The organism is Corallococcus terminator, assembly GCF_049194865.1.
Lineage (GTDB): Bacteria > Myxococcota > Myxococcia > Myxococcales > Myxococcaceae > Myxococcus > Myxococcus terminator_A.
Genome location: NZ_JBLZWL010000002.1, coordinates 245,296 through 265,667, shown reverse-complemented (window position 1 = coordinate 265,667; position 20,372 = coordinate 245,296). Strand labels below are relative to the sequence as shown.

20 protein-coding genes are annotated in these 20,372 nt (G+C 70.7%); 9 read left to right on the top strand and 11 right to left on the bottom strand.

Going from position 1 to position 20,372, the window contains the following annotated elements:
• Positions 1 to 267 precede the first annotated feature (267 nt).
• Positions 268 to 1,188, bottom strand: a complete 921-nt coding sequence (locus ACN469_RS03165; protein WP_498764012.1) for an RluA family pseudouridine synthase — start codon at positions 1,186 to 1,188, stop codon at positions 268 to 270.
• A 163-nt stretch (positions 1,189 to 1,351) separates the two neighbouring features.
• On the opposite strand from ACN469_RS03165, the gene ACN469_RS03160 reads away from it, so the two are divergent.
• Entirely contained in the window at positions 1,352 to 2,872 is a 1,521-nt protein-coding gene (locus ACN469_RS03160; RefSeq protein ID WP_498764010.1) for a peptidase M3, read from the top strand.
• An 18-nt stretch (positions 2,873 to 2,890) separates the two neighbouring features.
• Here the strand turns inward: ACN469_RS03160 and ACN469_RS03155 are convergent, their stop codons facing one another.
• The 3 genes from ACN469_RS03155 to ACN469_RS03145 all read right to left on the bottom strand — a co-directional run bounded on the left by ACN469_RS03155 (position 2,891) and on the right by ACN469_RS03145 (position 5,170).
• Positions 2,891 to 3,235 carry a hypothetical protein gene (locus ACN469_RS03155; protein ID WP_498764008.1) on the bottom strand — a complete coding sequence of 115 codons (345 nt, stop codon included), beginning with the start codon at positions 3,233 to 3,235 and terminating at the stop codon, positions 2,891 to 2,893.
• Between the two features lie 146 nt (positions 3,236 to 3,381).
• Entirely contained in the window at positions 3,382 to 3,909 is a 528-nt protein-coding gene (locus ACN469_RS03150) for a hypothetical protein (RefSeq protein WP_498764006.1), read from the bottom strand.
• A 223-nt stretch (positions 3,910 to 4,132) separates the two neighbouring features.
• Complete coding sequence (locus ACN469_RS03145) at positions 4,133 to 5,170, bottom strand: hypothetical protein (protein ID WP_498764004.1); 1,038 nt, start codon at positions 5,168 to 5,170, stop codon at positions 4,133 to 4,135.
• Positions 5,171 to 5,448: 278 nt separating this feature from the next.
• Here ACN469_RS03145 and ACN469_RS03140 point away from each other — a divergent pair, with 278 nt between their 5' ends.
• Together ACN469_RS03140 and ACN469_RS03135 are read left to right on the top strand one after the other, a co-directional pair.
• Positions 5,449 to 5,601, top strand: coding sequence for a hypothetical protein (locus tag ACN469_RS03140; protein WP_498764002.1), 153 nt, complete (start codon positions 5,449 to 5,451; stop codon positions 5,599 to 5,601).
• Positions 5,598 to 6,224, top strand: coding sequence for a DUF2058 family protein (locus ACN469_RS03135; RefSeq protein WP_498764000.1), 627 nt, complete (start codon positions 5,598 to 5,600; stop codon positions 6,222 to 6,224). Before ACN469_RS03140 ends, ACN469_RS03135 begins: the two co-directional genes overlap by 4 nt.
• Before the next feature lie 76 nt (positions 6,225 to 6,300).
• Here ACN469_RS03135 and ACN469_RS03130 read toward each other — a convergent pair whose 3' ends face one another.
• Positions 6,301 to 7,482, bottom strand: coding sequence for an acyl-CoA dehydrogenase family protein (locus ACN469_RS03130; RefSeq protein ID WP_498763998.1), 1,182 nt, complete (start codon positions 7,480 to 7,482; stop codon positions 6,301 to 6,303).
• Positions 7,483 to 7,592: 110 nt separating this feature from the next.
• On the opposite strand from ACN469_RS03130, the gene ACN469_RS03125 reads away from it, so the two are divergent.
• Positions 7,593 to 8,399, top strand: a complete 807-nt coding sequence (locus ACN469_RS03125; protein WP_498763996.1) for a sterol desaturase family protein — start codon at positions 7,593 to 7,595, stop codon at positions 8,397 to 8,399.
• A gap of 51 nt (positions 8,400 to 8,450) precedes the next feature.
• Entirely contained in the window at positions 8,451 to 9,212 is a 762-nt protein-coding gene (locus tag ACN469_RS03120) for an SDR family NAD(P)-dependent oxidoreductase (protein WP_498763994.1), read from the top strand.
• Between the two features lie 137 nt (positions 9,213 to 9,349).
• Here the strand turns inward: ACN469_RS03120 and ACN469_RS03115 are convergent, their stop codons facing one another.
• Entirely contained in the window at positions 9,350 to 11,176 is a 1,827-nt protein-coding gene (locus tag ACN469_RS03115) for a methyl-accepting chemotaxis protein (RefSeq protein ID WP_498763992.1), read from the bottom strand.
• Positions 11,177 to 11,324: 148 nt separating this feature from the next.
• Entirely contained in the window at positions 11,325 to 12,071 is a 747-nt protein-coding gene (locus tag ACN469_RS03110; protein WP_498763990.1) for a PP2C family protein-serine/threonine phosphatase, read from the bottom strand.
• A 337-nt stretch (positions 12,072 to 12,408) separates the two neighbouring features.
• Between ACN469_RS03110 and ACN469_RS03105 the strand changes: the two genes are divergently transcribed.
• Positions 12,409 to 13,539 (top strand): hypothetical protein, encoded by a 1,131-nt coding sequence (locus ACN469_RS03105; RefSeq protein ID WP_498763988.1) that lies wholly within the window; start codon positions 12,409 to 12,411, stop codon positions 13,537 to 13,539.
• A gap of 88 nt (positions 13,540 to 13,627) precedes the next feature.
• Here the strand turns inward: ACN469_RS03105 and ACN469_RS03100 are convergent, their stop codons facing one another.
• From ACN469_RS03100 to ACN469_RS03090, 3 genes are all read right to left on the bottom strand, one after another.
• On the bottom strand, positions 13,628 to 14,926 hold the full coding sequence (locus ACN469_RS03100) for a choice-of-anchor X domain-containing protein (protein WP_498763987.1): 1,299 nt from the start codon (positions 14,924 to 14,926) through the stop codon (positions 13,628 to 13,630).
• 23 nt (positions 14,927 to 14,949) lie between these two features.
• Positions 14,950 to 15,837, bottom strand: a complete 888-nt coding sequence (locus ACN469_RS03095; RefSeq protein ID WP_498763985.1) for a hypothetical protein — start codon at positions 15,835 to 15,837, stop codon at positions 14,950 to 14,952.
• A 195-nt stretch (positions 15,838 to 16,032) separates the two neighbouring features.
• On the bottom strand, positions 16,033 to 17,151 hold the full coding sequence (locus ACN469_RS03090; RefSeq protein ID WP_498763983.1) for an aminotransferase class I/II-fold pyridoxal phosphate-dependent enzyme: 1,119 nt from the start codon (positions 17,149 to 17,151) through the stop codon (positions 16,033 to 16,035).
• A 166-nt stretch (positions 17,152 to 17,317) separates the two neighbouring features.
• Here ACN469_RS03090 and ACN469_RS03085 point away from each other — a divergent pair, with 166 nt between their 5' ends.
• Entirely contained in the window at positions 17,318 to 17,794 is a 477-nt protein-coding gene (locus tag ACN469_RS03085; RefSeq protein WP_498763981.1) for a peroxiredoxin family protein, read from the top strand.
• A gap of 26 nt (positions 17,795 to 17,820) precedes the next feature.
• Positions 17,821 to 18,870 (top strand): SDR family NAD(P)-dependent oxidoreductase, encoded by a 1,050-nt coding sequence (locus tag ACN469_RS03080; RefSeq protein ID WP_498763979.1) that lies wholly within the window; start codon positions 17,821 to 17,823, stop codon positions 18,868 to 18,870.
• An 11-nt stretch (positions 18,871 to 18,881) separates the two neighbouring features.
• Here the strand turns inward: ACN469_RS03080 and ACN469_RS03075 are convergent, their stop codons facing one another.
• Positions 18,882 to 19,979, bottom strand: coding sequence for an MJ1255/VC2487 family glycosyltransferase (locus ACN469_RS03075; RefSeq protein WP_498763977.1), 1,098 nt, complete (start codon positions 19,977 to 19,979; stop codon positions 18,882 to 18,884).
• A 74-nt stretch (positions 19,980 to 20,053) separates the two neighbouring features.
• Here ACN469_RS03075 and ACN469_RS03070 point away from each other — a divergent pair, with 74 nt between their 5' ends.
• A complete protein-coding gene (locus ACN469_RS03070; RefSeq protein ID WP_498763975.1) occupies positions 20,054 to 20,347 on the top strand; it encodes a hypothetical protein in 294 nt (97 codons plus the stop codon).
• The last annotated feature ends 25 nt before the right edge of the window (positions 20,348 to 20,372 follow it).

Below are 20,372 nucleotides of genomic sequence, written 5' to 3'. Positions count from 1 at the left end.
ACAACGCAGGCCATCCCGGCTGTCGCCGTCATGCTTCCCGCGCGAAATGCCGAGCCCACCGTGGCCCGAGCAGCGAAGAGCCTCCTGGAAGGGCACCCTCTGGGACCTTCGGCCGCTTGCTTTCGGCGATGGCTCGACGGCTGGCACCCACGCCGTGCTGGCGAGACTGGCCGCCCGCGACTCGCGCATGGAGAAGCTTGACGGCGGTGGCCAAGGTCTGGTGGCGGCCCTGAACCCCGCGCTCCGGGAGGCCTCCGTCGCCCTGAGTCACTGCTCCGGCACGGCCCCCTGAGGCACCACGACCCCCGCGAGCGTGAAGAAGCGCAGCAGGTCCTCGGGCACCGGAGCCTCCACGCGCAGCGGTTCTCCCGTGCGCGGATGCGCCAGCTCCAGCGCGTGTGCATGCAACAGACACCGAGCCGCCTCGACACCTCCCGCCCTGGGCGCGCCGCCGTAGCGCGAGTCCCCCAGGATGGGCGCCCCGAGCGCCGTCAGGTGCGCGCGCAGCTGGTGCGTGCGTCCCGTCTGGGGCAGCAGCTCCACCACGCAGAACTCCGGCCCCGCGTACAGCGTGCGGAAGTGCGTCAGCGCGGGAACACCATTCGCCGCGCGAGTCGCTCGCCAACGGCCCGGACGCGACGGGTCCTTGGACAGCGGCAGGTCCACCGTCCCCGACTCCGGCAGCCCAGGCCCGGTGGCCGCCACGTAGCGCTTGCGCGCCCGGCCCTCGCGAAACTCCTCCGCCAGCGCGGACGTCGCCTGGGGCGTCTTGCCGAACACCGTCACCCCCGAGGTCTCCCGGTCCAACCGGTGCACCAGCCCCGCCTCGCGTCCCAGGTAGCCACTCACCTGGTCCACCAGACTCGCGCCCACGCGCGCCTCCGTGGGCTGAGCGTTGAGTCCCGCCGGCTTGTCCACGGCGAGGACCTCCGCATCCTCATGCAACACGCGGAACGTGGGCGCGACGGGAGCCTCCGCCAGCGAGCTCTGCCCGCCCTCCTCCAACACCACCGCCACCACCTGCCCCGGCGTCAGCCGCGCCTTCGCATCCCTGCAGCGCCGCCCCGCCACGTACACCGCGCCCACCTCCACCAGCCCGCGCGCCTGCTCCACGGGCAGGCCCAGCTCCGCGGCCACCGCCTCCACCACCGCCCGCGCGCCTTCCGCCCGGAATGTCCGACGCTTCACGGCCCACCTCGCACCATGGGCTGCTCGCTACAGAAAGGCACGGCGAACCACAAGCAGGAGCCCTCCCGCGGCATGGGATTCCCTGTCCGACAGTCTCGACAAACGACCGAGCGTCGCGCCCTCGACCCTTTGTTCCCGTGAGCCCTGGTACGGTCCGCGCCCCATGGACCGCCCCCTACACGCCGTCCGCACACGGCTGGACGACTTCCTCGCCGAGCTGGCCACCCTTCAGTACCGGCATGGTGCCGGCCTCGCGCGAGAGCTTCCCATCGCGAGCCTCCACGCCTCCTTCCCGGAGCTGTCCGCCCCGGAAACCTTCGTCGCCGCCACCGAGGCGCTCACCAAGGCCCGCGCCAAGGACGACGTCCTCGCCGTCCGCCGCATCCAGCTCGTGCGCGAGTTGGTGGCCACCCAGGTGGAAGAAGCCCTCGCCGCCCGTCCCGCCCAGGCCATGGCCACCGTGGAAGCCAACGCGGTGCTCAACGTCGACGACGAGTCCTTCGACTTCGCCGGGGCGATGAGCCGACTCCCCCACGAGCCGAATCGCGCCCGCCGCGCCGGCCTGGAGCGCGCCGTCGGCAACTACCTCTGGGAGCACCGAAGCCCCTATGGAGACCGCCGCGAAGCCGCCCTCCTCACCGCCGAGCGACTGGGCGCCAAGGACTATCCCTCGCTGCGCGAGGACGTCACGGGCATCGCCTACGCCAAGCTCGCCGAGGCCGCCGAACAGACGCTGAAGCGCACCGAGGACGCCTACCGCGACGTGCTCACCTACGTGCTCAAGAAGACGGACCCGCAGCTGCGGCCCCTGCCCGGTGGCGACGCGCGAAGGCACGACGTCCAGGCCGCGCTCCAGGCCCCGTGGCTGGACGAGCACTTCCGCCGCGAGGACGCCTGGCCCGCGGTGCGCCAGTGGCTCGGCGAGTGGGGCTTCACGCCCAACGCCGGAGGCCGCATCCGCATGGACGAGGAGGACCGCCCCGGCAAGTCACCCCGCCCCTTCGTCGTCACCATCCGCGTGCCGGACGACATCCGCCTGGTGCTCCAGCCCCGTGGGGGACTCGACGCCGTGGGCAGCCTGCTCCATGAGCTGGGCCACGCGCACCACCGCGCCCATGTGTCGGAGAACCTGCCCATGGAGCTGCGCCGCCTGGGCGACGCGGCCGTGACGGAGGCCCACGCCGCCGTCTTCGAGCGACTGCTGCTGTCCCCCGAGTGGCTCAAGCGCTACCTGGGGCTGGCGACGATGCTCGCGCACGACACGGCGCGGATGGCCGCGTTCCAGTCGCTCAGCGTGCTGCGCCGTCACTGCGCGAAGCTGTCCTATGAGCTGTCGCTCTGCACCAAGGGCCCGTCCACCGAGCGCGCCGACGAGTACGCCGACGGCCAACGCCGCGCCCTCTTCGCGGAGCCACATCTCGGGTTCTACCTGTACGACGTGGACCCGCAGCTCTACGTGGCGCACTACCTGCGAGCCTGGGCCCTGGAGGCTCGGCTCACCACGCGCCTCACCGAGCGCTTCAACGAGGACTTCTGGAGGAACCCGAACGCCGCCACCTGGCTGAAGGGGCTGTACGCTCGGGGTGGAACGGATGACGCGGAAGGACTGGCCACGGAGGTATCGGGCAGGCCGCTGGCCTTGCCCGAGGCGGGGGAGCGCCTCGTGGCCATCCTCAACCGGTAGTGGTGGCTGCGCGAGCGACTACTTCTTCTTGCGCAGCGCCCGGACGATCTTGTCCTTCGTCGGGTTGGCGACCGTCTCACGCGCACGAGGCGCTTCGGGCGCCGCCGCCTTCGTAGCCGGCGTCTTGGCCGCAGCGCGAGCGCGCATGGCCTTCATCAACTGCATCTCGATGACGAGCAGCTCGTCGCCGAGCTCTTCGTTGTCACCGGCAGCGCGCGGAAGCGGGGCTCGCGTGCTGGAAGCGCCGGCGCCATGCCGCATGCGCAGCGCCTTCTCCTCCTCGGCCGTGAGCGTGCGCGTCTTCTCCAGCGCCGCCTTGACCTCCTTGGCCGTCACCGTGCTACTCCCGACCTTGCGCTCCATCTCCGCTCCCTTGTTGTGCAGCCCGCTGAACATCCGAGCATGTCGGACGCGTCCGAGCCGCAACCGTCGGGGATTCTAGAGGACGCAAGAGTTGGCGCAAATTTTCTTCCAACAGGTCGCTCCCGCCCTGTAGCGCCAGAGGGTGCCTACAGGTGCATTCCCGCTCCTAGAAAGGCGGTGGAGAGCGCCTGGCGCCGCCCTGAAAACGGGGAGCCGGTGGCGGAGAAGTTCTGGTAGCGGGCCTGGGCGGACAGGAAAAGCCGGCCCCCCAGCGCCACGTCCATTCCCCCGCACAGCTCCGGCCCCAGTTGGAGGACACGCGGCAGCTCCTCCCCTTCCCGGCCGTGGGACATCAGGAGGCTCACCCCCACCCCCAGGTAGGGGCGGACCCGGCGGGCCTCCGGGAGCGTGATTCGCAGGGACATGGGGGTCGCCTCGGTGAGCCGGTGGCTGGAGGCCACGTGCCCGCCCACCTCCAGGAGGGAGCGCTCCCGGCGATAGCTCCACGCCAGCCCGGCGCTGTAGCCCACCTCGCGCCGCCCGTCGGAGTCCTTCAGGGCGAACGCCCCCACCGGAAACACCGTGACCCCCAGGCTGCGGGAGGGAGGCTCCGCCCTCGCGAGCGGCGCGAAGAGCCCGCACAGACACAGGAGCAGGAGGGGGAGACAGCGCATGGGCCCCGGGAAAAGCAAGGCACACGCCACCCGAGAACCCGCGTGAATCCAGGGACTTGAGAGGCGGGACAGCGCCCCTGCCCCAGGTGTCCGGGCGATGCGGTCAGGGCAGGCGACCTGGCTCGAAAAGCCGGGGCGCCCGCCACCCATGACTCGCCTGTCCGGAACACCTGGCCCTTCCAAGGAGGACGCCCGCGCCCGGGCGCCCCACCCGTGCGACTGCCTACTCCGGCGCGCCCTCGTCCTCGGGCTCGGGCGGCGCCTCACCCGTCGTGGTGCTCTTGGCACCCTCGGGCTTCGCGCGCTCGATGCCGAAGCGGTCCAGCGCGTCGGCGATGCCCTGGGGCTTGTCCGCGTCGGGGAGGAACTCCTCGGGCGGCGCGAGCCTCGGGTCCTTGCCCAGCTCGGACAGGGCCGCCTCCAGCGTCAGCCGCAGCTCCGCCGCCTCGGGCGTCTTCTCCGACGGCACGCCCACGCGCCCGTCCAGCCGGGCCTTGAGCACCACCGACGTCACCGCGTCCACCAGCACCTCGCCATCCAAGGAGCGCGGCAGCCGGTGGGCGAAGAAGTTCGCGCGCCGACGCGTCGTCTCGTCCGCGCCACCCTTCGGCTCGAACAGCTTCGGCAGCGGCCGGGAGCCATCCCCTTCCGACGCGGGCGCCAGCGTCACCACGTAGCGCCACGCCGTGCGCCCTTCATAGGTGACGGTGCCCTGCGGGGCGAGCTTGAGCCTGCCGTGGAAGAGGATGTCGAAGTCGCGGATGGCGCCGGTCAGCTCCGTGCGGGTGCGCTCGGCCATGCCGCGGTCGCGCAGACGCTGACGGAACGGGCCATACCGGTTGCGGGCGAACACCTGCCCCCCCACGCGCATGACCTCCAGGCCCTGGTCCCGGGAGTTCTCCAGCACGCCGTGGAAGTCGCCGCTGACACCCCCCGGCCCCGCGCGGAACGTGCGCGTCTCGGTGAGCTTCACGGGGTTGGACTCGGCGGAGGTCCACTCGTAGCCGAGGGTGGCCTGGTAGCGGTGGGGCCCCAGCCGCTCGGTGATTTCGGCGGCGTCCATGCCGAGGATGCGGCGGGCCACCTGCGGGTTTTCCGCGACATCCTCCGGCGGGAGCTTCTGCTGGGCGGAGGCGACCACCTTGGGGGGGTCCTCCGGCGAGAAGATGCGCGCCTTGGCCGCCTTGTCGACCGGGTCCGAGCAGCTGGCGGCGGCCAGCGCCACGGCGAGGGTGACGGCGGACTTCTTCAGACGGCTCACGACTCCTCCGGAGGGGGTACCACGAGGGCGGCAAGTTACGTGGCGCATACAAGAGCGGCAAGCAGCGGCTTGCGTGCGGCCGTGCAAGGGATAGAACGGCCTTCTCATGCAGAACCTGCGCGACAAGTTATTGAAGGCGGGCCTCGTCACCGAGGAACAGTCCAAGAAGGCTGATGCGGCACCCAGCCAGACGGAAGCCCGGAGACCCCAGCCCCAGGAGGGCGGACGTCCAAGCGGCAACCGTCCTCCGCCCCGGCGTGACGAGAACCGGACATCCGGTGCTCCGTCTTCCCGAGGCGAGGACCGTGGCCCCGGCGGCCGTGAGGGCGGAGGCCGCCCTGGCGGCGGCCGTCCTGGCGGTGGAGCGCCCCGTCCCGGTGGAGGAGCTCCCCGACAGGGAGGCTCCTTCCGTCCCGGTGGCGGCGGCGTGAGCGGAGGTGGAGCGCCCCAGCACGGGCGTCCCGCCGCCGTCGCCGAGAAGCCCATCCCCAAGCTGCCCCCCATGCCTGGCTCCAAGGCCTACCAGCGCGCCGAGTCCAAGCGCCAGGTGGAGCTGGACAAGGCGCTGCGCGAGCTCGTGATGGGCTCGCAGGTGCCGCTGGAGTCCGGGGAGACGGTGTTCTACTTCATGACCCGCAAGGGCAAGCTGCGGCGCATGGAGCTGACGCCGGCGCAGGCCAAGGGGCTGGAGGACGGCGAGCTCGGCGTGGTGGAGCGTCCGGACCCCGCGCAAATCGAACACGCGCTGGTGCCCGCCGCGGCGGCCGAGCAGATGTTCGCGCTCTCGAAGAAGGCGGTGCGCTTCCTCAACAGGAAGGACAGCCCCATCGGATTCATGAACGACGAGGAGCTCAAGGCGCAGCAGGCGGCGGAGGCCGCTGGCACCGCGCCGGAGCTGTCCGACGAGTCCTCGGAGGAAGGCGCCGAGGCGTCCGCTCCCACCGAGACCGAGGCGTCCGCTCCCGCCGAGACAGAAGCGTCCGCAGCCATCGAGGCCGAGGCGACGTCCGCCGAGGCCCCGAAGGCCGAGGGCGGCGAGAGCAGCCAGGGCTGAAGCCCGGCGTCACCCACCGAAGGCCCTCCCCTCTCCCACGCAGCCGGGACGAGGGGAGGCGCCCGGGTGAGGTGTGTCAGTCGAAGGCGTCGAGTCCGGTGATGGCCTTGCCCAGCACCAGCGTGTGCACCTCGTGGGTGCCCTCGTAGGTGAAGACCGATTCGAGATTCAGCATGTGGCGCACCGGTGGATACGCGTCGGTGATGCCATTGGCGCCGTAGATGCTCCGCGCGACGCGGGCGATGTCGAGCGCGCTCTTCACGTTGTTGCGCTTGGCCAGGCTCACCATGACGGGCGTCACCTTGCCCTCGTCCTTGAGTCGCGCCACGCGCAGGCCCACCAACTGCGCCTTGACGATGTCCTGGAGCATGTCCGCCAGCTTCTCCTGCGTGAGCTGGTAGCCGGCCACGGGCTTGCCGTTGAAGGACGCGCGGGACAGGGAGTACTCGCGCGCGCCCTCGAAGCAGGCGATGGCGGCGCCGGTGACGGCGAAGGCGATGCCCAGCCGCGCATTGTTGAGGCAGGACAGGGGCCCTCGCAGGCCCACCACGCCGGGCAGCACGTTGCGCGCGGGCACTCGCACGTCCTGGAGGGACAGCTCGCTGGTGATGGACGCGCGCAGGGAGAACTTGCCGGGGATGTCCCGCGCGGTGAAGCCGGGCATGCCCTTCTCCACCAGGAAGCCCCGGACGGACTCGGAGCCGCCGTCGTCCGTCTTGGCCCACACCACCGCGACATCGGCGATGGCGCCGTTGGTAATCCACGTCTTGGTGCCATTGAGGACGTAGTCGTCGCCGTCCTTGCGCGCGCGGGTGCGCATGCCTCCGGGGTTGGAGCCGAAGTCCGGCTCGGTGAGGCCGAAGCAGCCGATGACGCGCCCCCGGGCCATGCCCGGCAGGAAGCGCTCCTTCTGCTCGTCGCTGCCGTACGCGTGGATGGGGAACATGCAGAGCGAGCCCTGCACGGACGCGAAGGAGCGCAGCCCGGAGTCACCTCGCTCCAGCTCCTGGAGGATGAGGCCGTAGCTGACGGTGTTCATCCCCGCGCAGCCGTAGCCCTGGAGGTTGGCGCCCAGCACGCCCATCTCCGCGAGTTGGGGAACCAGGTGGAAGGGGAAGGTGCCGTCGCGAAAGTGCCCGCCGATGATGGGCAGCACCTCGCGGTCCACGAAGGCGGCCACCGTGTCGCGAGCGGCCTTCTCCTCGGGGGACAGCAGGTCGTCCAGCCGGAACAAGTCAGTGATGTCCGCGCGTGCCATGGCGCCCGTCCTAATGCCCGCCTTCAGGAGCGTCAAACCGCCCGCGCAACCCGGCGCGTCTCCGGGGGTTAGCATGGGGTGACGGTGGCCAGGGTCGGAGGTGGAGCGCGATGGTGCACGCATTCATGGCGGTGTTCCCCTTCGTCCTCGGCGTCTCGGGGGCGCTCAAGGTGTCGATGGTGGGCCTGGGGTGGTGGGCGGCGGGGCTGAGCGCGGGGGCGCGGCGGCGCGTCTACCGCAAGCCGCTGGCGCCGGGACAGCTTCGCAGCGAGGCGTGGGCGGCGGTGCGGGTGCTGCTCTTCGACGCGGTGCTCGTCGCCGCGTTCCGCCTGGCGGTACAGCCTCGGCTGGCGCCCTTCAGCGTGGGCGCGACGGTGGCGACCTTCGCCTTTCTCTTCGGGGGCTTCGAGGTGTGGTTCTACGCCACGCACCGCCTGCTGCACACGCGAGCGCTCTACCGATTCCACGCGCAGCACCACGTGGCGCAGGTGACGAACCCACTGACGTCGCTGTCCTTCTCGCTGGTGGAGCGCCTGGTGCTGCTGGGAGGCAACTTCGGCCTCGTCCTATTGGCGCTGGAGGTGATGCCCGTCACCCAGGCGGGCGTGGCGCTCTACATCGTCACCAACTACGCGCTCAACGTGGTGGGCCATGGGAACACGGAGTGGCTGCCGGAGCGCTTCGTGTCCACCTGGCTGGGGCGACAGGTCCTCACGCCCACCTTCCACGCCATGCACCACGCCCGGTACCAGGGCCACTACGGCCTGTACACCACGGTGCTGGACAGGTGGCTGGGCACGGCGTTCGACGACTATCCCCTGGTCCACGCCCGCGCGCGGGCCGGCCAGGGACTGGAGCGCGTGGGGGAGCGCATCCGGCCTCAGGCGCCCGCTCCGGCGCTCGCCTCCGCCGGGTGAGGCGTGTCGTCGAGCGTGCCCAGGCCGACGCGGGGCGCTAGGCTGCCGCGCATGACGACGACTCAGCAGACCGTGGTGGTGACGGGAGCGAGCCGAGGCATCGGCCGCGCCGTGGCGTTGACCTTCGCACGCGAGGGCTATCGCGTCTGGGCCCTGGCCCGCGCCGCGGATGCGCTCGCGGTGCTCGTGAAGGAGGGAGGCGAGCGCATCCGGCCCCTCGTCGTGGACGTGGCGGACGAGGCCGCGCTCATCGAGGCGACGAAGACGATTCTCGCCGACGGACCTCCGCGCGTGCTGGTGAACAACGCGGGCATCACCGTGTCCGCGCCGCTGACGAAGACGAGCACGGCGGACCTGGCGCGGGTGATGGCCATCAACGTGACGGCGCCCTTCCTGCTCTGCCGGGAGCTGATGCCCGCCATGGCGCAGGCCGGGGGAGGACGCGTCATCAACATCGGGTCCATGGCCGCCGTGCGCGGGATGAAATACACGTCCGCCTACTGCGCCTCCAAGCACGCGCTGCTGGGCCTGACGCGCGCGCTGGCGGTGGAGTACGCGAAGAAGAACGTGACGGTGAACGCCGTGAATCCGGGCTGGGTGGAGACGGACATGTTCTCCAACGCCACGGCGGCGATTTCCCACACCACCGGCCGCTCTGGAGAGCAGGCGCGCGAGGCCCTGGCGTCGATGAACGCCATGGGCCGCATCGTCCAGCCGGATGAGGTGGCCGCGCTGTGCCTCTTCCTCGCATCGGACGCCGCGGGCGCCATCACCGGCGCCGCGCACGCCATCGACGGCGGCGAGCTGGGCTGAGACGCGTCGCAACAGACCGACGAGCGCGACGCCTCCGTGGGCGTCGCCGCGCGTCCAGTCAACCCAAGGCACTACGCCAACTCAGAGCTGATAGAGACCGACGATGACGCTCGGCGCACCCGAGGCCCTGCGCCGCCTCAGAGCTGATAGCGGCCGACGATGGCGCTCAGCTCACCCGAGGCGGCGGAGAGCTGGATGGCTGCCTGCTCACTGGCCGCCATGCGGTCGACAATCTGGTCCGCCACGTCCGTCATGGAGCTGAGCGCGGCGAACAGCTCCGCGATGCCCGCGTCCTGCTGGCGCACGGCATCGGAGATGCTCTTCACCGTCTGGCCGTTGCTCTGGATGATGCCGGCCAGCGAGCGCAGGCTCTCTCCCGCCGCCTGCACCTGCTCCAGCCCGCCCTCCACCTCCCGGGCGCCACCCTCGCTGATGCGCACGGCCTCCGAGATGGCCTTGCCGATGTCGCCCAGGATGCCCTGCACGCGCGTCGTCGCGCCCGCGGACTGGTCCGCCAGCGAGCGCATCTGCCGCGCCACCACGGAGAAGGCTCGGCCCTGGTCCCCGCTGCGCGCCGCCTCGATGGAGGCATTCAGCGCCAGCACGTTGGACTGGTCCGCCAGGTCCTTCACCGTGCGGGTGATGTCCCCCACCAGCCGCGTGCGCTGATGCAGCACGGTGATGGTGCGGCCAATCTGCTCGACGTGCGAGCGGATGTGCGTGAGCCCGCCCACGCTGCCGGACACCGCGGCCTCGCCGGCCTCGCCGAAGCCGCTCGCCTTCTCCGCCTCGCGCTGGATGGTCACCACGCGCTTGGCCGCCGCCCGGGACGACTCCTGGAGCTGCTGCGCCGCGAGCTGCGTCTCATGCAGCGCGACCGCCTGCTGGGACACCGCCTCGTTCTGCACGGACGCGGACTCGGTGAGCTGCGCGGCGGCGGACTCGAGCTGCTCGGCCGAGCCCTTCAGCGCCATCAGCAGCGAGCGCAGCTGCACCATCATCTCCGCGAACGACGCGGCCAGCCGGCCAATCTCGTCCTGCGAGTGCACCTCCAGCGTGCCCCGGAAGTCGCCCTCCGCCACCACCCGCGCCGCCGCCGCCGTCAGCTCCCGCAAGGGGCCCGTCATCCGTCGCACCAGCAGGAAGATCGCCCCGCCCGCCGCCAGCGCGGTGAACAAGCCCAGCCCGACGATGAGCAGCACCGCGGTGCCGAAGCGCGACGCCTCCGTCTTCTCGTCCCGCGCGAGCACCAGCTCCAACCCCTGGTCCACCGGCAGCCTCGCCACGCGGAACGACGAGTCCTCCACCTCCACGCGGCCCTCTTCCACGTCCGCGTCCACCGCCGCCAGCAAGGCCTCCGGCGTCACGACGTCCACGGACTGGGCGACGAGCCTGGGCCCCACGCGCAAGAGCAGCTCCACGCCCCGCTGGTTCCTCAGGTCCTTCAGCGGCGCGTCGTCGAACCGGCTCCCCAACACCAGGTGCCCCACCGTGCGCCCGTCCACCTCCACCGGCCGGGCCACCGTCCAATAGACCGCGTCGCCCACATAGAGCACTCCGGGCGCGCTGCTCTTCACCCGCTCCGCGAGCGCGGGCAGCGGCTCCCGGTAGGAGCCCGCGAGCAGCCGACCCTCCGGCGCGGTGATGAGCAACAGCTCCACCGACACCAGCGTCTTCTCCGCATCGGCGAACGTCTGGAGCGCCTTCGCGTCCACCGTCGCTCCGGAGAGCAGCGAGCGGAGCTCGGCGTTGGCCGCGGCGCTGCGCAGCAGCACCCTCAGCGTTCGAGCCTCCTGGGCCACCAAGCGGCTCCAGGCGGACTCGTCATGGGTGAGAGCCTGGGCCAGCTCCGTGTTCATCCGGGAGCGCAGCACGACGCCGGTAAACGTCACGCACAGCGCGGTCAGGGCCAGGATGACCAGGGTGATGGCGATGGTCAGACGAGCGGCGAGGCTGTGCGTCATGCGCTGCGGTGTCGGACGAGAGGGGAAACAACCGGGGTGGGGGAACCCCCGAAGCCACACCCTACCCCAAGCTTTCGTGATTGCGCAGTAAGGCCGGGATGACCCGGCTCCCCACCATTGACCCTCCCACCTTCACTGACCCCTCACCTCAAGCGTCAGCGACCCGCAGTACGACGGCGGTGATGTTGTCCTTGCCTCCGGCCTCGAAGGCATCCGCCACCAGCGCGTCGCAGACCTCCCGCGCGGAGGCGAGCGACAGGCGCCGCAGCAGCCCGTCCATCCCCAGCGGCTCGTAGAGGCCGTCCGAACACAACAGGAAGACGTCCCCGGGCTCCGCGTGAAGTCGCTGCAGCGTGGGCTCCGCGTTGTCCGTACCGAGCGCGCGGGTGATGAGATGCCGCCAGTTGGAGGCGCCTCCCGGGGGCTCCATGCCCACGTCCTTCAGTTCCTCGATGAACGAGTGGTCCCGGGTCAGCGACTCCAGCTTGCCTGCCCGCAGCCGGTACAAGCGGCTGTCCCCGACATGGGCCACCGCCGCGCCGTCCTGCCCCAGCACCAGGGCCACCACGGTGGAGGCCATCTCGCTCAACCGACCGACGCGCTGGGCCTGGAGGTTGCGCTGGGCGAGCTGGGAGCACGCCGCCAGCAGATTCTCCTCGCGCGTGCGGCGAGGGTCGGCGACCTCCGGCCACACCGTCTCCTGCTCGCGCTCCCATCGCTGCCCCAGGCCCGCGAAGGTGTCCACGACACAGCGGCTCGCCACCTCGCCGCCCTCCTGCCCACCCAGCCCATCAGCGACCACGTACAGCCCCAGCTCCGGCAGGACACAGTAGGAGTCCTCGTTGTGGGGCCGGCGACCGATATGGGTCTGTCCCGCGCTTTCGATACGCAGCATGACACCGCCTCCTCGAGCCTCTCCCCAGCAAGCGGGAGGCCAGCGCCCATCCCCAGGTGAGCGCGCCCGCTACGGATACCTCTCTTTGTGCGGCGGCTGGGGCATGAGTGCCAGGGGACCTCGGCGTCCGCCCCGCACCCGTTCGGTGGCGGACGTTGCAAGCACCCTGCATCGCGAAACGTTGTCCAGTGCGAGGGGTGACGACCCCACAGGTGATGGGTGCGGGCTCCACTCTTCCAGGGTAGGGAGGGACCTCAGGCGAGGCCCCTGGCAACTTTCACCCGGGGGCGTCGACAATTACGATGATGTCCGCCGTGCGCGCCCCGGGAGGTGACCGATGACTTCCATCCGCCGTCTGTCCTCGAGCATCTTGTCCTCGCTGCGACGCACCTCGCTCGACGTGGACAACAGCGTCTCGCCCCTCACCCAGAGCGAGTCGCTGGACCCGGTGTCGAAGATCCGCCGGGGCTACTCCGACGAGAGCGACTTCCAGGCCGACGGCGCGGACGGCGCGGACGCCCTGCTGGGCTCGTTCAGCACGGACGAGGCCGAGGACGGTGGCTCATCGCGAGCGCTGGAGCATGCGGCGCTGCGCGTGTTCTCCGGGGAGAGCTCCTTCGAGTCCGCCGCGCCACGCTACGCGCAGAGGCTCGGCTCGCAGCTGCCGTCCGCGCTGGGAGCGCCGCGCGACTTCGGCAATGGCCCGGAGCGGGCGTCGCGGCGCGGGGAGGCGGGCGTACCGGATGCGTCGGACATCCTCTCTCCGGACGAGGCGGCGTGGGAGCTCCAGAACCTGGACACCTCCTCGACCAGCGTGGACGCGCCAGAGGATCTGCTCTCCATGCTGGGGACTCCTGCCTCCTCGGTGCGGGTGGACCCTCGGGACCTGGACCTGGACTGGTTCGAGGGCGGCGTCCCCGCCAGCGATGGGGTGACGTGGGATGGCGGCGCGGTGGAGGGCCCGACGGCGGCGCGGTATGCATCCGGGGAGTTGATGGATGCGTCCGTGCGGCCCGCGGGACCGGAGGAGTTCCTCGCGGACCTGAGCGATCTGGGCAGCCTGGTTCCGGACGATGAGGAGCCCGGCCCGGCGGACGCGGCCCTGGCGGGCGTGCTCGGCTCGCTCGTGGCCAACCCCGTCGCCGCCAGTGTCCCGGTGAGCGCGGCGCTCGGCGCGCAGAGCGTGGACGTCGTCGCTGACGCCGTGGAGCTCCAGCCCGACGCCCAGCCGGCCGAGCCCGCATCGGTGATTGCGCAGCCGCTCCTGGAGCAGCTCGACCTGTCGGGTGACAGCTTCGTGGAGCAGCCCGCGCTCACCGCGTTCGGCCCGGAGCAGGCCTCGCTCACCGCCGAGGCCCTCGCGGCTCAACCCGTGCCGCAAGGGGAGTCCCTCGACGCGCGGGGCACGACGTCCGTCGTCTCCACGGAGCCCACGCCGGTGGGCGACAACGAGCCGAACGTCGCCTGAAGCGGCCCGCGTCCTCGGAGCGGCCCCTCACATCACAGGGGTCGTTGCCCCGGGGCAGGCGCTGTCACGTCGGAGCCCCGCGGCGAACTCAGGGGCGCTTCTCTTCGTCGAACGTCGCGTCGAGCATGTGCTGCGCCTCATCGACATCGCGCGTGTACTCGTCCACGTAGCGCCGACGCTCCTCGCTCACCCACTCCGAGGGGGAGAAGGACGCCGCCGGATACTCGTTCGTGGTGTGCACGGAGCCCCGCAGCGCGGTCATCAGCTCGCGGTCCGGGTCCCCTGACTCCTTGAGCAGGAAGCCCTCCACGTCGCGCAGCTTCAGCGGGAAGGTCGGCGACTCGTCGAGCACGAGCTTGCCGAAGACGGTGAGCTTCACCTCCTGCGGCCCCTCCCTCAGCTCCTCGTTGAAGGAGACGTGCGCGAAGGGCTCGCCGCTCTCGTCGTCGATGCGGCCCGCCACCACGTACCGCCCCGCCTGGCCCACGTTGATGCCCAGGTAGAGCACCAGCGAGCCGTCCACCAGCACCTCGCGCACCTTGCCCGTGAAGACCGCCGGCGGCGAACGCGTGTAGAGGATGTCCAGGAACGCCGTGCCCTCCGCCTTGTCCGAGCGCACCTGCACGTCCACGCGCAGCGTGCCCGAGTACAGCGGGAAGCCCTGCTTCGACGGCTGGAAGCGCCCGGTGAAGATGCCATCACCCGCCACCGCGTCCCCTCCGACACCATCGTCCGTGAAGGCCACGGGCACGGCGGGCACCGCCCCCGCGCCATGCATGTGCTCGGCTTCATGCGCGGAGGAGGACAGCACCTGACAGGGCCTCGCCTGGCGCTGCGCGTCCTCACACGAGACGAAGAAGTGCACGGCCTCGTCACCCACCACGAAGACGCGGTCCTGCTTCAGCCGGAGCTGCACGTCCGCGTTCTCCCGGCTCAACGGACGCGTGCGCTCCGGCTCCGCGAGCACCACCTGGTCCGGATGCTCCAGGATGGAGCGGGACTGCGGCGGATAGCGCGTCGCGGACACATAGGACTCCAGCGTCCGCTTCGCCCGCTCCAGCCGCTGCGACCACAGCTCCCGACGCTCCAGGCGCTCGCGCTGCTCGGGGCTCAGCACGGAGACTCGCATGTCCTCTGTACCCGGCGACGTGCGTCGCTCCAGCTCCGCGCCGCTCCCGAGGAGTCCCGACTTCGGCGGGGCCTCTCCAGGAGCGCGCTTCGGCCCCTCCGCCAACGAAGGAGGCTCACGCGGAGCCTCCTCGTCGCCGGCACCCCGACGCCAGCTCCACCACCCCACCCCGGCCACGACCAGGGCCATCACCAGGAAGCCCCACCCGAGACGGCGCGAGCGGGAGACAGGAGCGGGAGCGGAGCTGTTAGGCGTCATGGAGGATTCACCGAGCCAAGGGCTCAGTAGGCGAACTTCACCACGTCCTCGCGGACCTTGGCGACGATGCCACCCCAGTTGCCGTTGGCGTAGTGGTTGAAAGCCTCGCCGTCGTCACGCAGCGACACGGTGTGGAAGCCCCACTTCGCGCGGCCGTCGCTGGTGTTCGCGGTGCCGGTGTTCAGCGTGCCGCCGCAGAACCAGTCGCCCGGGTTGCACTGCGAGCTGCCGGCGCTGCCCGACACGCCACCCGTCGAGTGGTAGGAGACCACCTCGTCGTCCTGCCCGGGGAGGACGCCCGAGTAGAGCGTGCCCTTCGCACCGGCGAACATGTAGAACCAGACGTTGCGCGTGGTGTTGTGGTTGTACAGGGCGCGCGACGTGGTGGTGACCAGGTCCTTCACCAGCGGCTCATTCACCGCCCACTCGCCCACGTCCGCCAGCTCGCTGCCACCGCCCGCGCCGGACGCGATGTTCACCCACTTGATGTTCCAGCCCGTCTGCGTGCCGCCGCCGGAGGCATTGCCACACACGCCGCTCGCGTTGGGCGTCGCGTTCTTCTTGGTGCGCGTCGAGCCGCCGTGAAGCGACAGCGCATAGCCAATCTGGAGGTCACCCGCGCTGTGCGCGGCGATGTAGCACCAGTTTTCGCCGGTACAGAAGCAATCCAGCGCATCGCGCACGCGCGTGTTCTGCACGCCGACGCTCTCCTTGCCGTTCCAGTTCACGGCCTTCTTGTTCACGCCCGCCGCGGTGCCCGCCGGGCCCCAGTAGCTGAAGTCGCCGTAGTTTCCGGCCTGAGTACCGCCGCCGTTCCGACCGTGAATCCACAGCGTGTAATTGGCGGCGGCAGCCTGCGTGCCAACCAACAGCATGGCCGCGGCAATCGCCGTACCCATCAGCTTCTTCATCGTGAACGCCTCCGCTCGGGAGTAGGGGGAGCAGCCCTGCCAGGTGGGGGACCCGACGGGGAAGCGCTCACTCTAGAGGCTCTGGGTGTAAAAGGTCGAGATCACGGAAACCGGGAAGCCAAAGCAAAGCCTGACGCGTCGCGTCGCCCTCTGGCGCGGAGCTTCACAGCGGCTCTGGGTTGTCACGCCCTCGTCTCACCGGGTGTCGATGACGAAACGCTCCAGCCGTGTCAGGGCATCGGGGAGGCTCGTGCGGCCCAACCCCAGACGGAAGTGATTGCCGGGGAAGTCATAGACGTCACCGGGCAGCAACAACACGCCTTCGCGTTGCACGAGCGCGTCGGTGAAGCGGGCCACGTGTTGTTCTCGCAAGAGGCGCGGGAAGGCGACGCTGCCGGCGCGCGGACGCACCCAGTGGAAGGTGTCGACGTGGCGCGCGAAGAACGCGTCCAGCAAGGCCAGGTTGGAGGCGAGCAGCGCGCGGCTTCGCGCCAGCACCCGCTCCTTGGCGCGCAGGGCGATGAGGGCGAGCACCTCGCTGGGGGCGCTGTTGCAGATGGTGGTGTAGTCCTTGTACGCCATGCACCGGCGCAGCACGTCCTCGTCGCGGCAGGCGAGCCACCCCACGCGCAGCCCCGCCAGTCCGAACGCCTTGGACATGACGCCCAGGCTGAAGGCGCGCGGCGACAGCTCGACAGCGGCGGGGAGCAAGTCCTTCGGGTCATGCTCCAGCAGCCGGTACACCTCGTCGGACAAGAGGTAGATGCCGCGCTCGTCGCAGAGCGCGCACAGCGCCTGGAACGTCTTCAGGTCCGGCAGCGCGCCGGTGGGGTTGTGGGGGAAGTTCACCACCACGATTCGCGTCTGGGGCTTGAGCGCGCCGCGCAGGGCGTCCAGGTCCAACGCCCAGCCGTCCTCCTCGCGCAGCCGCAGCAGCGTCACGTCCGCGCCGGTGGCGCGCGCCACTTCGTGCAGGGACTGGTAGCCCGGCCAGGTGACGACGGCATGGTCTCCCGGGCCCAGCAGCACGTTCATCAGGATGAAGACGGCCTCCTGTGCGCCGGCGAAGGTCAGCACCTGTTCGGGCGCCACGCCCTGGTAGAGCGACGCGATTTCCTGCCGCAGCGCGGGCAGGCCAGGGGCCTCGGTGTAGCCGAGCGTCAGCTCCTCCCAGCGGGCCAGGGAGTCCGGCTCGGCGAGCGCCAGCAGCTCCTTCATCTTCCAGCCCTCGAGGTCCGAGGAGCACAGCGTGAAGGGCGCGGCGAACTCCCAGCGCGCGAAGTACCGCTCCAGCTTGAAGTCGGGGATGCGCATGAAGCGACTGTTTGCCCTCTCGGCCGCCGTCCGTCCAGCGCCTCCCTCCCCGCGCGCCCTCCTCCGGGCAGGCAGTCGACACCCCGGTGCGAGCCCTGGAGGACTCCGCCGGATGCATAGCTTGAGGGGCGACCTTCAGACGCAGGCCCTTCCCGCGGGAGCCCGAATGCCCACGCCCACGCACGACCTCCACCTCACGCTGCTGGACCCGGATGGCGGGTGGATCAACGCCCCCGTCCACGTCTCGGAGCTCGACGAGCTGCCCGTCCTCCTCCACTTCTTCTCCATGACGTCGGACGACCACGCCCAGGACTTCGCGGCGCTTCAGCGCTTCCTCGCGGAGTTCGGCCCCCGGGGCCTCAAGGTCATCGGCGTGGACGTCACCCACTCCGCCAAGGAGCTGCGCGACACCAACGCGGTGGAGTCCTTCGCGCGCGACCATGGGCTCGTCTATCCCATCGCCGTGGATGACGGCTCCATGGCCCAGGTGTACGGCGTGAAGCAGACGCCCGCGTGGCTCGTGTTCGATGCCGACGGCCTGCTTCGTCACCACTTCAGCGGCAAGGACGCGGCCCGACAGGTGCGCCCCGTGCTGGAGCGCTTCACGCAGTACGACACCTCGGCTGGCGCTCCCGCGCCCTGAGGTCCTCTCCCCCGGAGAACCCTCACATGGCTGACTGGCGCAAGGACATGGAAGCCTCCCGCCTCACCCTGGGCACGCTGGCGGCGGCGGGCATCGGCGCGACGCTCGGGCTGCGCAAGGTGCTGGGGCGCGCCCGCTACTCGTTCAACGGGCGCACGGTGCTCATCACCGGTGGCTCGCGCGGCCTGGGGCTGGTGCTCGCTCGCGCGCTGGTGAAGAAGGGCGCGCGCGTGGCCATCTGTGGCCGCGACGAAGCCTCCCTGGAGCGGGCGCGCGAGGAGCTGGAGCGCGACGGCCCCCAGGTGCTCGCCCTGCCGTGCGACGTGAGGGACCCGGTGCAGGTGGAGGCCACGGTGAGCGCGGTGCACGAGCGCTGGGGCGCGGTGGACGTGCTCATCAACAACGCGGGCGTCATCACGGTGGGGCCGCTGGAGTCCATGACGGTGGAGGACTTCCAGGACGCGCTGGACACGCACCTGTGGGGCGCGCTGTACACGACGCTCGCGGTGCTGCCGGAGATGAAGCAGCGCGGCGAGGGGCGCATCGTCAACATCGCCTCCGTGGGCGGAAAGCTCGGCGTCCCGCACCTCGCGCCCTACTCCGCCAGCAAGTTCGCGCTGGTGGGCCTGTCGGACGGCCTGCGCGCGGAGCTGCGTCAGGACGGAATCCTGGTCACCACCGTGTGCCCGGGGCTGATGCGCACGGGCAGCCCCCGCAACGCGCGCTTCAAGGGCCAGAACGAGGCGGAGTACGCGTGGTTCGCCGTGGGCGACTCGCTGCCCGGGCTGTCGGTCAGCGCCGAGCGCTCCGCGCGCCTCATCCTGGACGCCTGCCGTCGGGGTGACGCGGAGCTGCTGGTGGGCCTGGCCGCGAAGCTGGGCGCGGTGGGGCGGGTGCTGGCGCCCGAGTTGACGGCGGCGCTGCTCGCCTGGGCCAACCGGCTGATGCCCCAGAGCAGCAACCAGGACTCGCACAGCGGAGCCCAGAGCGAGACGCCGCTCACCCGCTCCTGGCTCACGGAGCTGTCACGTCGCGCGGCGGAGCGGAACAACGAGATGGACGTCCCGCTCCACTAGGCGCGCGGCTTTCAGTCCTTCGCCATCTCCATGGCCCAGTGGCCCCGGTGCTCGTACGCCAGGGCCAATTGCTCGTTCAGGGAGGCGATCATCTTCGTGTTGCCCTCCTGCTCGTAGCCCTTGAGCGCCTCTTCGCAGCGCGGCACGCGCGAGAGGAACTCCTTGAGCGAGTCCACCGTCAGCGCCTTCACGTACATCCCGTACCCCAGCTGCTCCAGATACAGGGCGTTGATGACCTGCTCGAACTGGCCCTCCAGCGGGATGCTGAGCATGGGCTTCTTCAAGTAGACGGCCTCGCTCATCAGCGTGAAGCCGCCGCTGGCCACCACGCCGCGCGACGTGCGCAGGTCATCGATGAAGCCCTTCTCGCTGAAGGGCCGGTACGTGAGGTTGCCGTCCACCAGGTCCTCGGTGAGGTCGCGGCGCAGGCCGTAGACGCGACAGGGGATGCCCGCCGCCTTGAGGATGTCCGGCAGCGCCGTGTTCGTCGTGGACGTCTGGTACACCAGCAGGTGCTCACCGGGCTCCGACTTCGCCTCGATGATCTCCGGGCGCAGAATCGAAGGGGCCAGCGTGGTGCGCCGCTTGCGCAGCGGCGGATAGAAGAACGTGGTGACAAGGTAGTGGAAGGCGCCCGGCAGCTTCGCCTTCACGATGGCGCGCGACGTCTCGTAGCCATCCTCGTACCCGGCCAGGAGCGCGGGCTCGTGCTGGCAGCGGTTGATGACCTGCATGTTGTCCACGCTGATGACCGGCAGCCGGTGCGTCTTGGCGAACAGGTAGCTGAACGTCTCGAAGTCGCTGACGACGACGTCCGGCTTGAAGTCGTCCACCAGCTCGAAGTACTGGCGCACGTTCTGCGGGAAGCCCTTCACCGCGCCCGTCAGGTTCTGCAACACCGTCTGCCACTTCTTCACGGAGTTGCCTTCGTACGCCAGCGTCAGGCCCCAGATGCCATGGACGTTCTGGAAGCGCTTGGCCAGGTAGTCCTGGGCCCGGCCGGAGACGACGATGTGGACCTCGTGCTCCTTCGTGAGCGCCTCGAGCAGCACCCGGGAGCGCGTCGCATGGCCCATGCCTTCGCCGACGACACCGTAGAGGATTCGCATGCCGGGAAGCATACGTCGCCTGCCCGCCCCCGTTGAGCCCGCCCCTCCCCCGCGGCTATAGCTACCCACCCACCATGCCCTCCTCCCCGCCTTCGCCCCCGAAGCCCTCCGTCTTGCGCGCCGCCGCGCTGGGCCTGGCGGGCGGCATGTTCCTGGGGGGCTTGGGGCTGCTCGCCGCCGGCCTCAAGGGCGTCTTCGGCACCCTGGACTGCACCCAGCTCTCCGGCCCCGAGTGCGAGCTGCTCCAGCAGGCCAGCCACGAGATGGGCCGCTTCCAGACGCGCTTCGGCGGCGCGCTGGTGGCCCTCTCCGCCGCCCTCTTCGTCCTGGTGCGTCGGCGCACGCACGCCCCTCCCGACGCCCCCTGAAGCACTCCGCCGGCCCCACCACGCG

Coding starts and splice junctions, on each gene's coding strand:
- ACN469_RS03160 (WP_498764010.1), top strand. CDS start 1,352: ATGGACCGCCCCCTACACGCCGTCCGCACACGGCTGGACGACTTCCTC.
- ACN469_RS03155 (WP_498764008.1), bottom strand. CDS start 3,235: ATGGAGCGCAAGGTCGGGAGTAGCACGGTGACGGCCAAGGAGGTCAAG.
- ACN469_RS03150 (WP_498764006.1), bottom strand. CDS start 3,909: ATGCGCTGTCTCCCCCTCCTGCTCCTGTGTCTGTGCGGGCTCTTCGCG.
- ACN469_RS03130 (WP_498763998.1), bottom strand. CDS start 7,482: ATGGCACGCGCGGACATCACTGACTTGTTCCGGCTGGACGACCTGCTG.
- ACN469_RS03125 (WP_498763996.1), top strand. CDS start 7,593: ATGGTGCACGCATTCATGGCGGTGTTCCCCTTCGTCCTCGGCGTCTCG.
- ACN469_RS03120 (WP_498763994.1), top strand. CDS start 8,451: ATGACGACGACTCAGCAGACCGTGGTGGTGACGGGAGCGAGCCGAGGC.
- ACN469_RS03115 (WP_498763992.1), bottom strand. CDS start 11,176: ATGACGCACAGCCTCGCCGCTCGTCTGACCATCGCCATCACCCTGGTC.
- ACN469_RS03110 (WP_498763990.1), bottom strand. CDS start 12,071: ATGCTGCGTATCGAAAGCGCGGGACAGACCCATATCGGTCGCCGGCCC.
- ACN469_RS03105 (WP_498763988.1), top strand. CDS start 12,409: ATGACTTCCATCCGCCGTCTGTCCTCGAGCATCTTGTCCTCGCTGCGA.
- ACN469_RS03100 (WP_498763987.1), bottom strand. CDS start 14,926: ATGACGCCTAACAGCTCCGCTCCCGCTCCTGTCTCCCGCTCGCGCCGT.
- ACN469_RS03095 (WP_498763985.1), bottom strand. CDS start 15,837: ATGAAGAAGCTGATGGGTACGGCGATTGCCGCGGCCATGCTGTTGGTT.
- ACN469_RS03090 (WP_498763983.1), bottom strand. CDS start 17,151: ATGCGCATCCCCGACTTCAAGCTGGAGCGGTACTTCGCGCGCTGGGAG.
- ACN469_RS03085 (WP_498763981.1), top strand. CDS start 17,318: ATGCCCACGCCCACGCACGACCTCCACCTCACGCTGCTGGACCCGGAT.
- ACN469_RS03080 (WP_498763979.1), top strand. CDS start 17,821: ATGGCTGACTGGCGCAAGGACATGGAAGCCTCCCGCCTCACCCTGGGC.
- ACN469_RS03075 (WP_498763977.1), bottom strand. CDS start 19,979: ATGCGAATCCTCTACGGTGTCGTCGGCGAAGGCATGGGCCATGCGACG.
- ACN469_RS03070 (WP_498763975.1), top strand. CDS start 20,054: ATGCCCTCCTCCCCGCCTTCGCCCCCGAAGCCCTCCGTCTTGCGCGCC.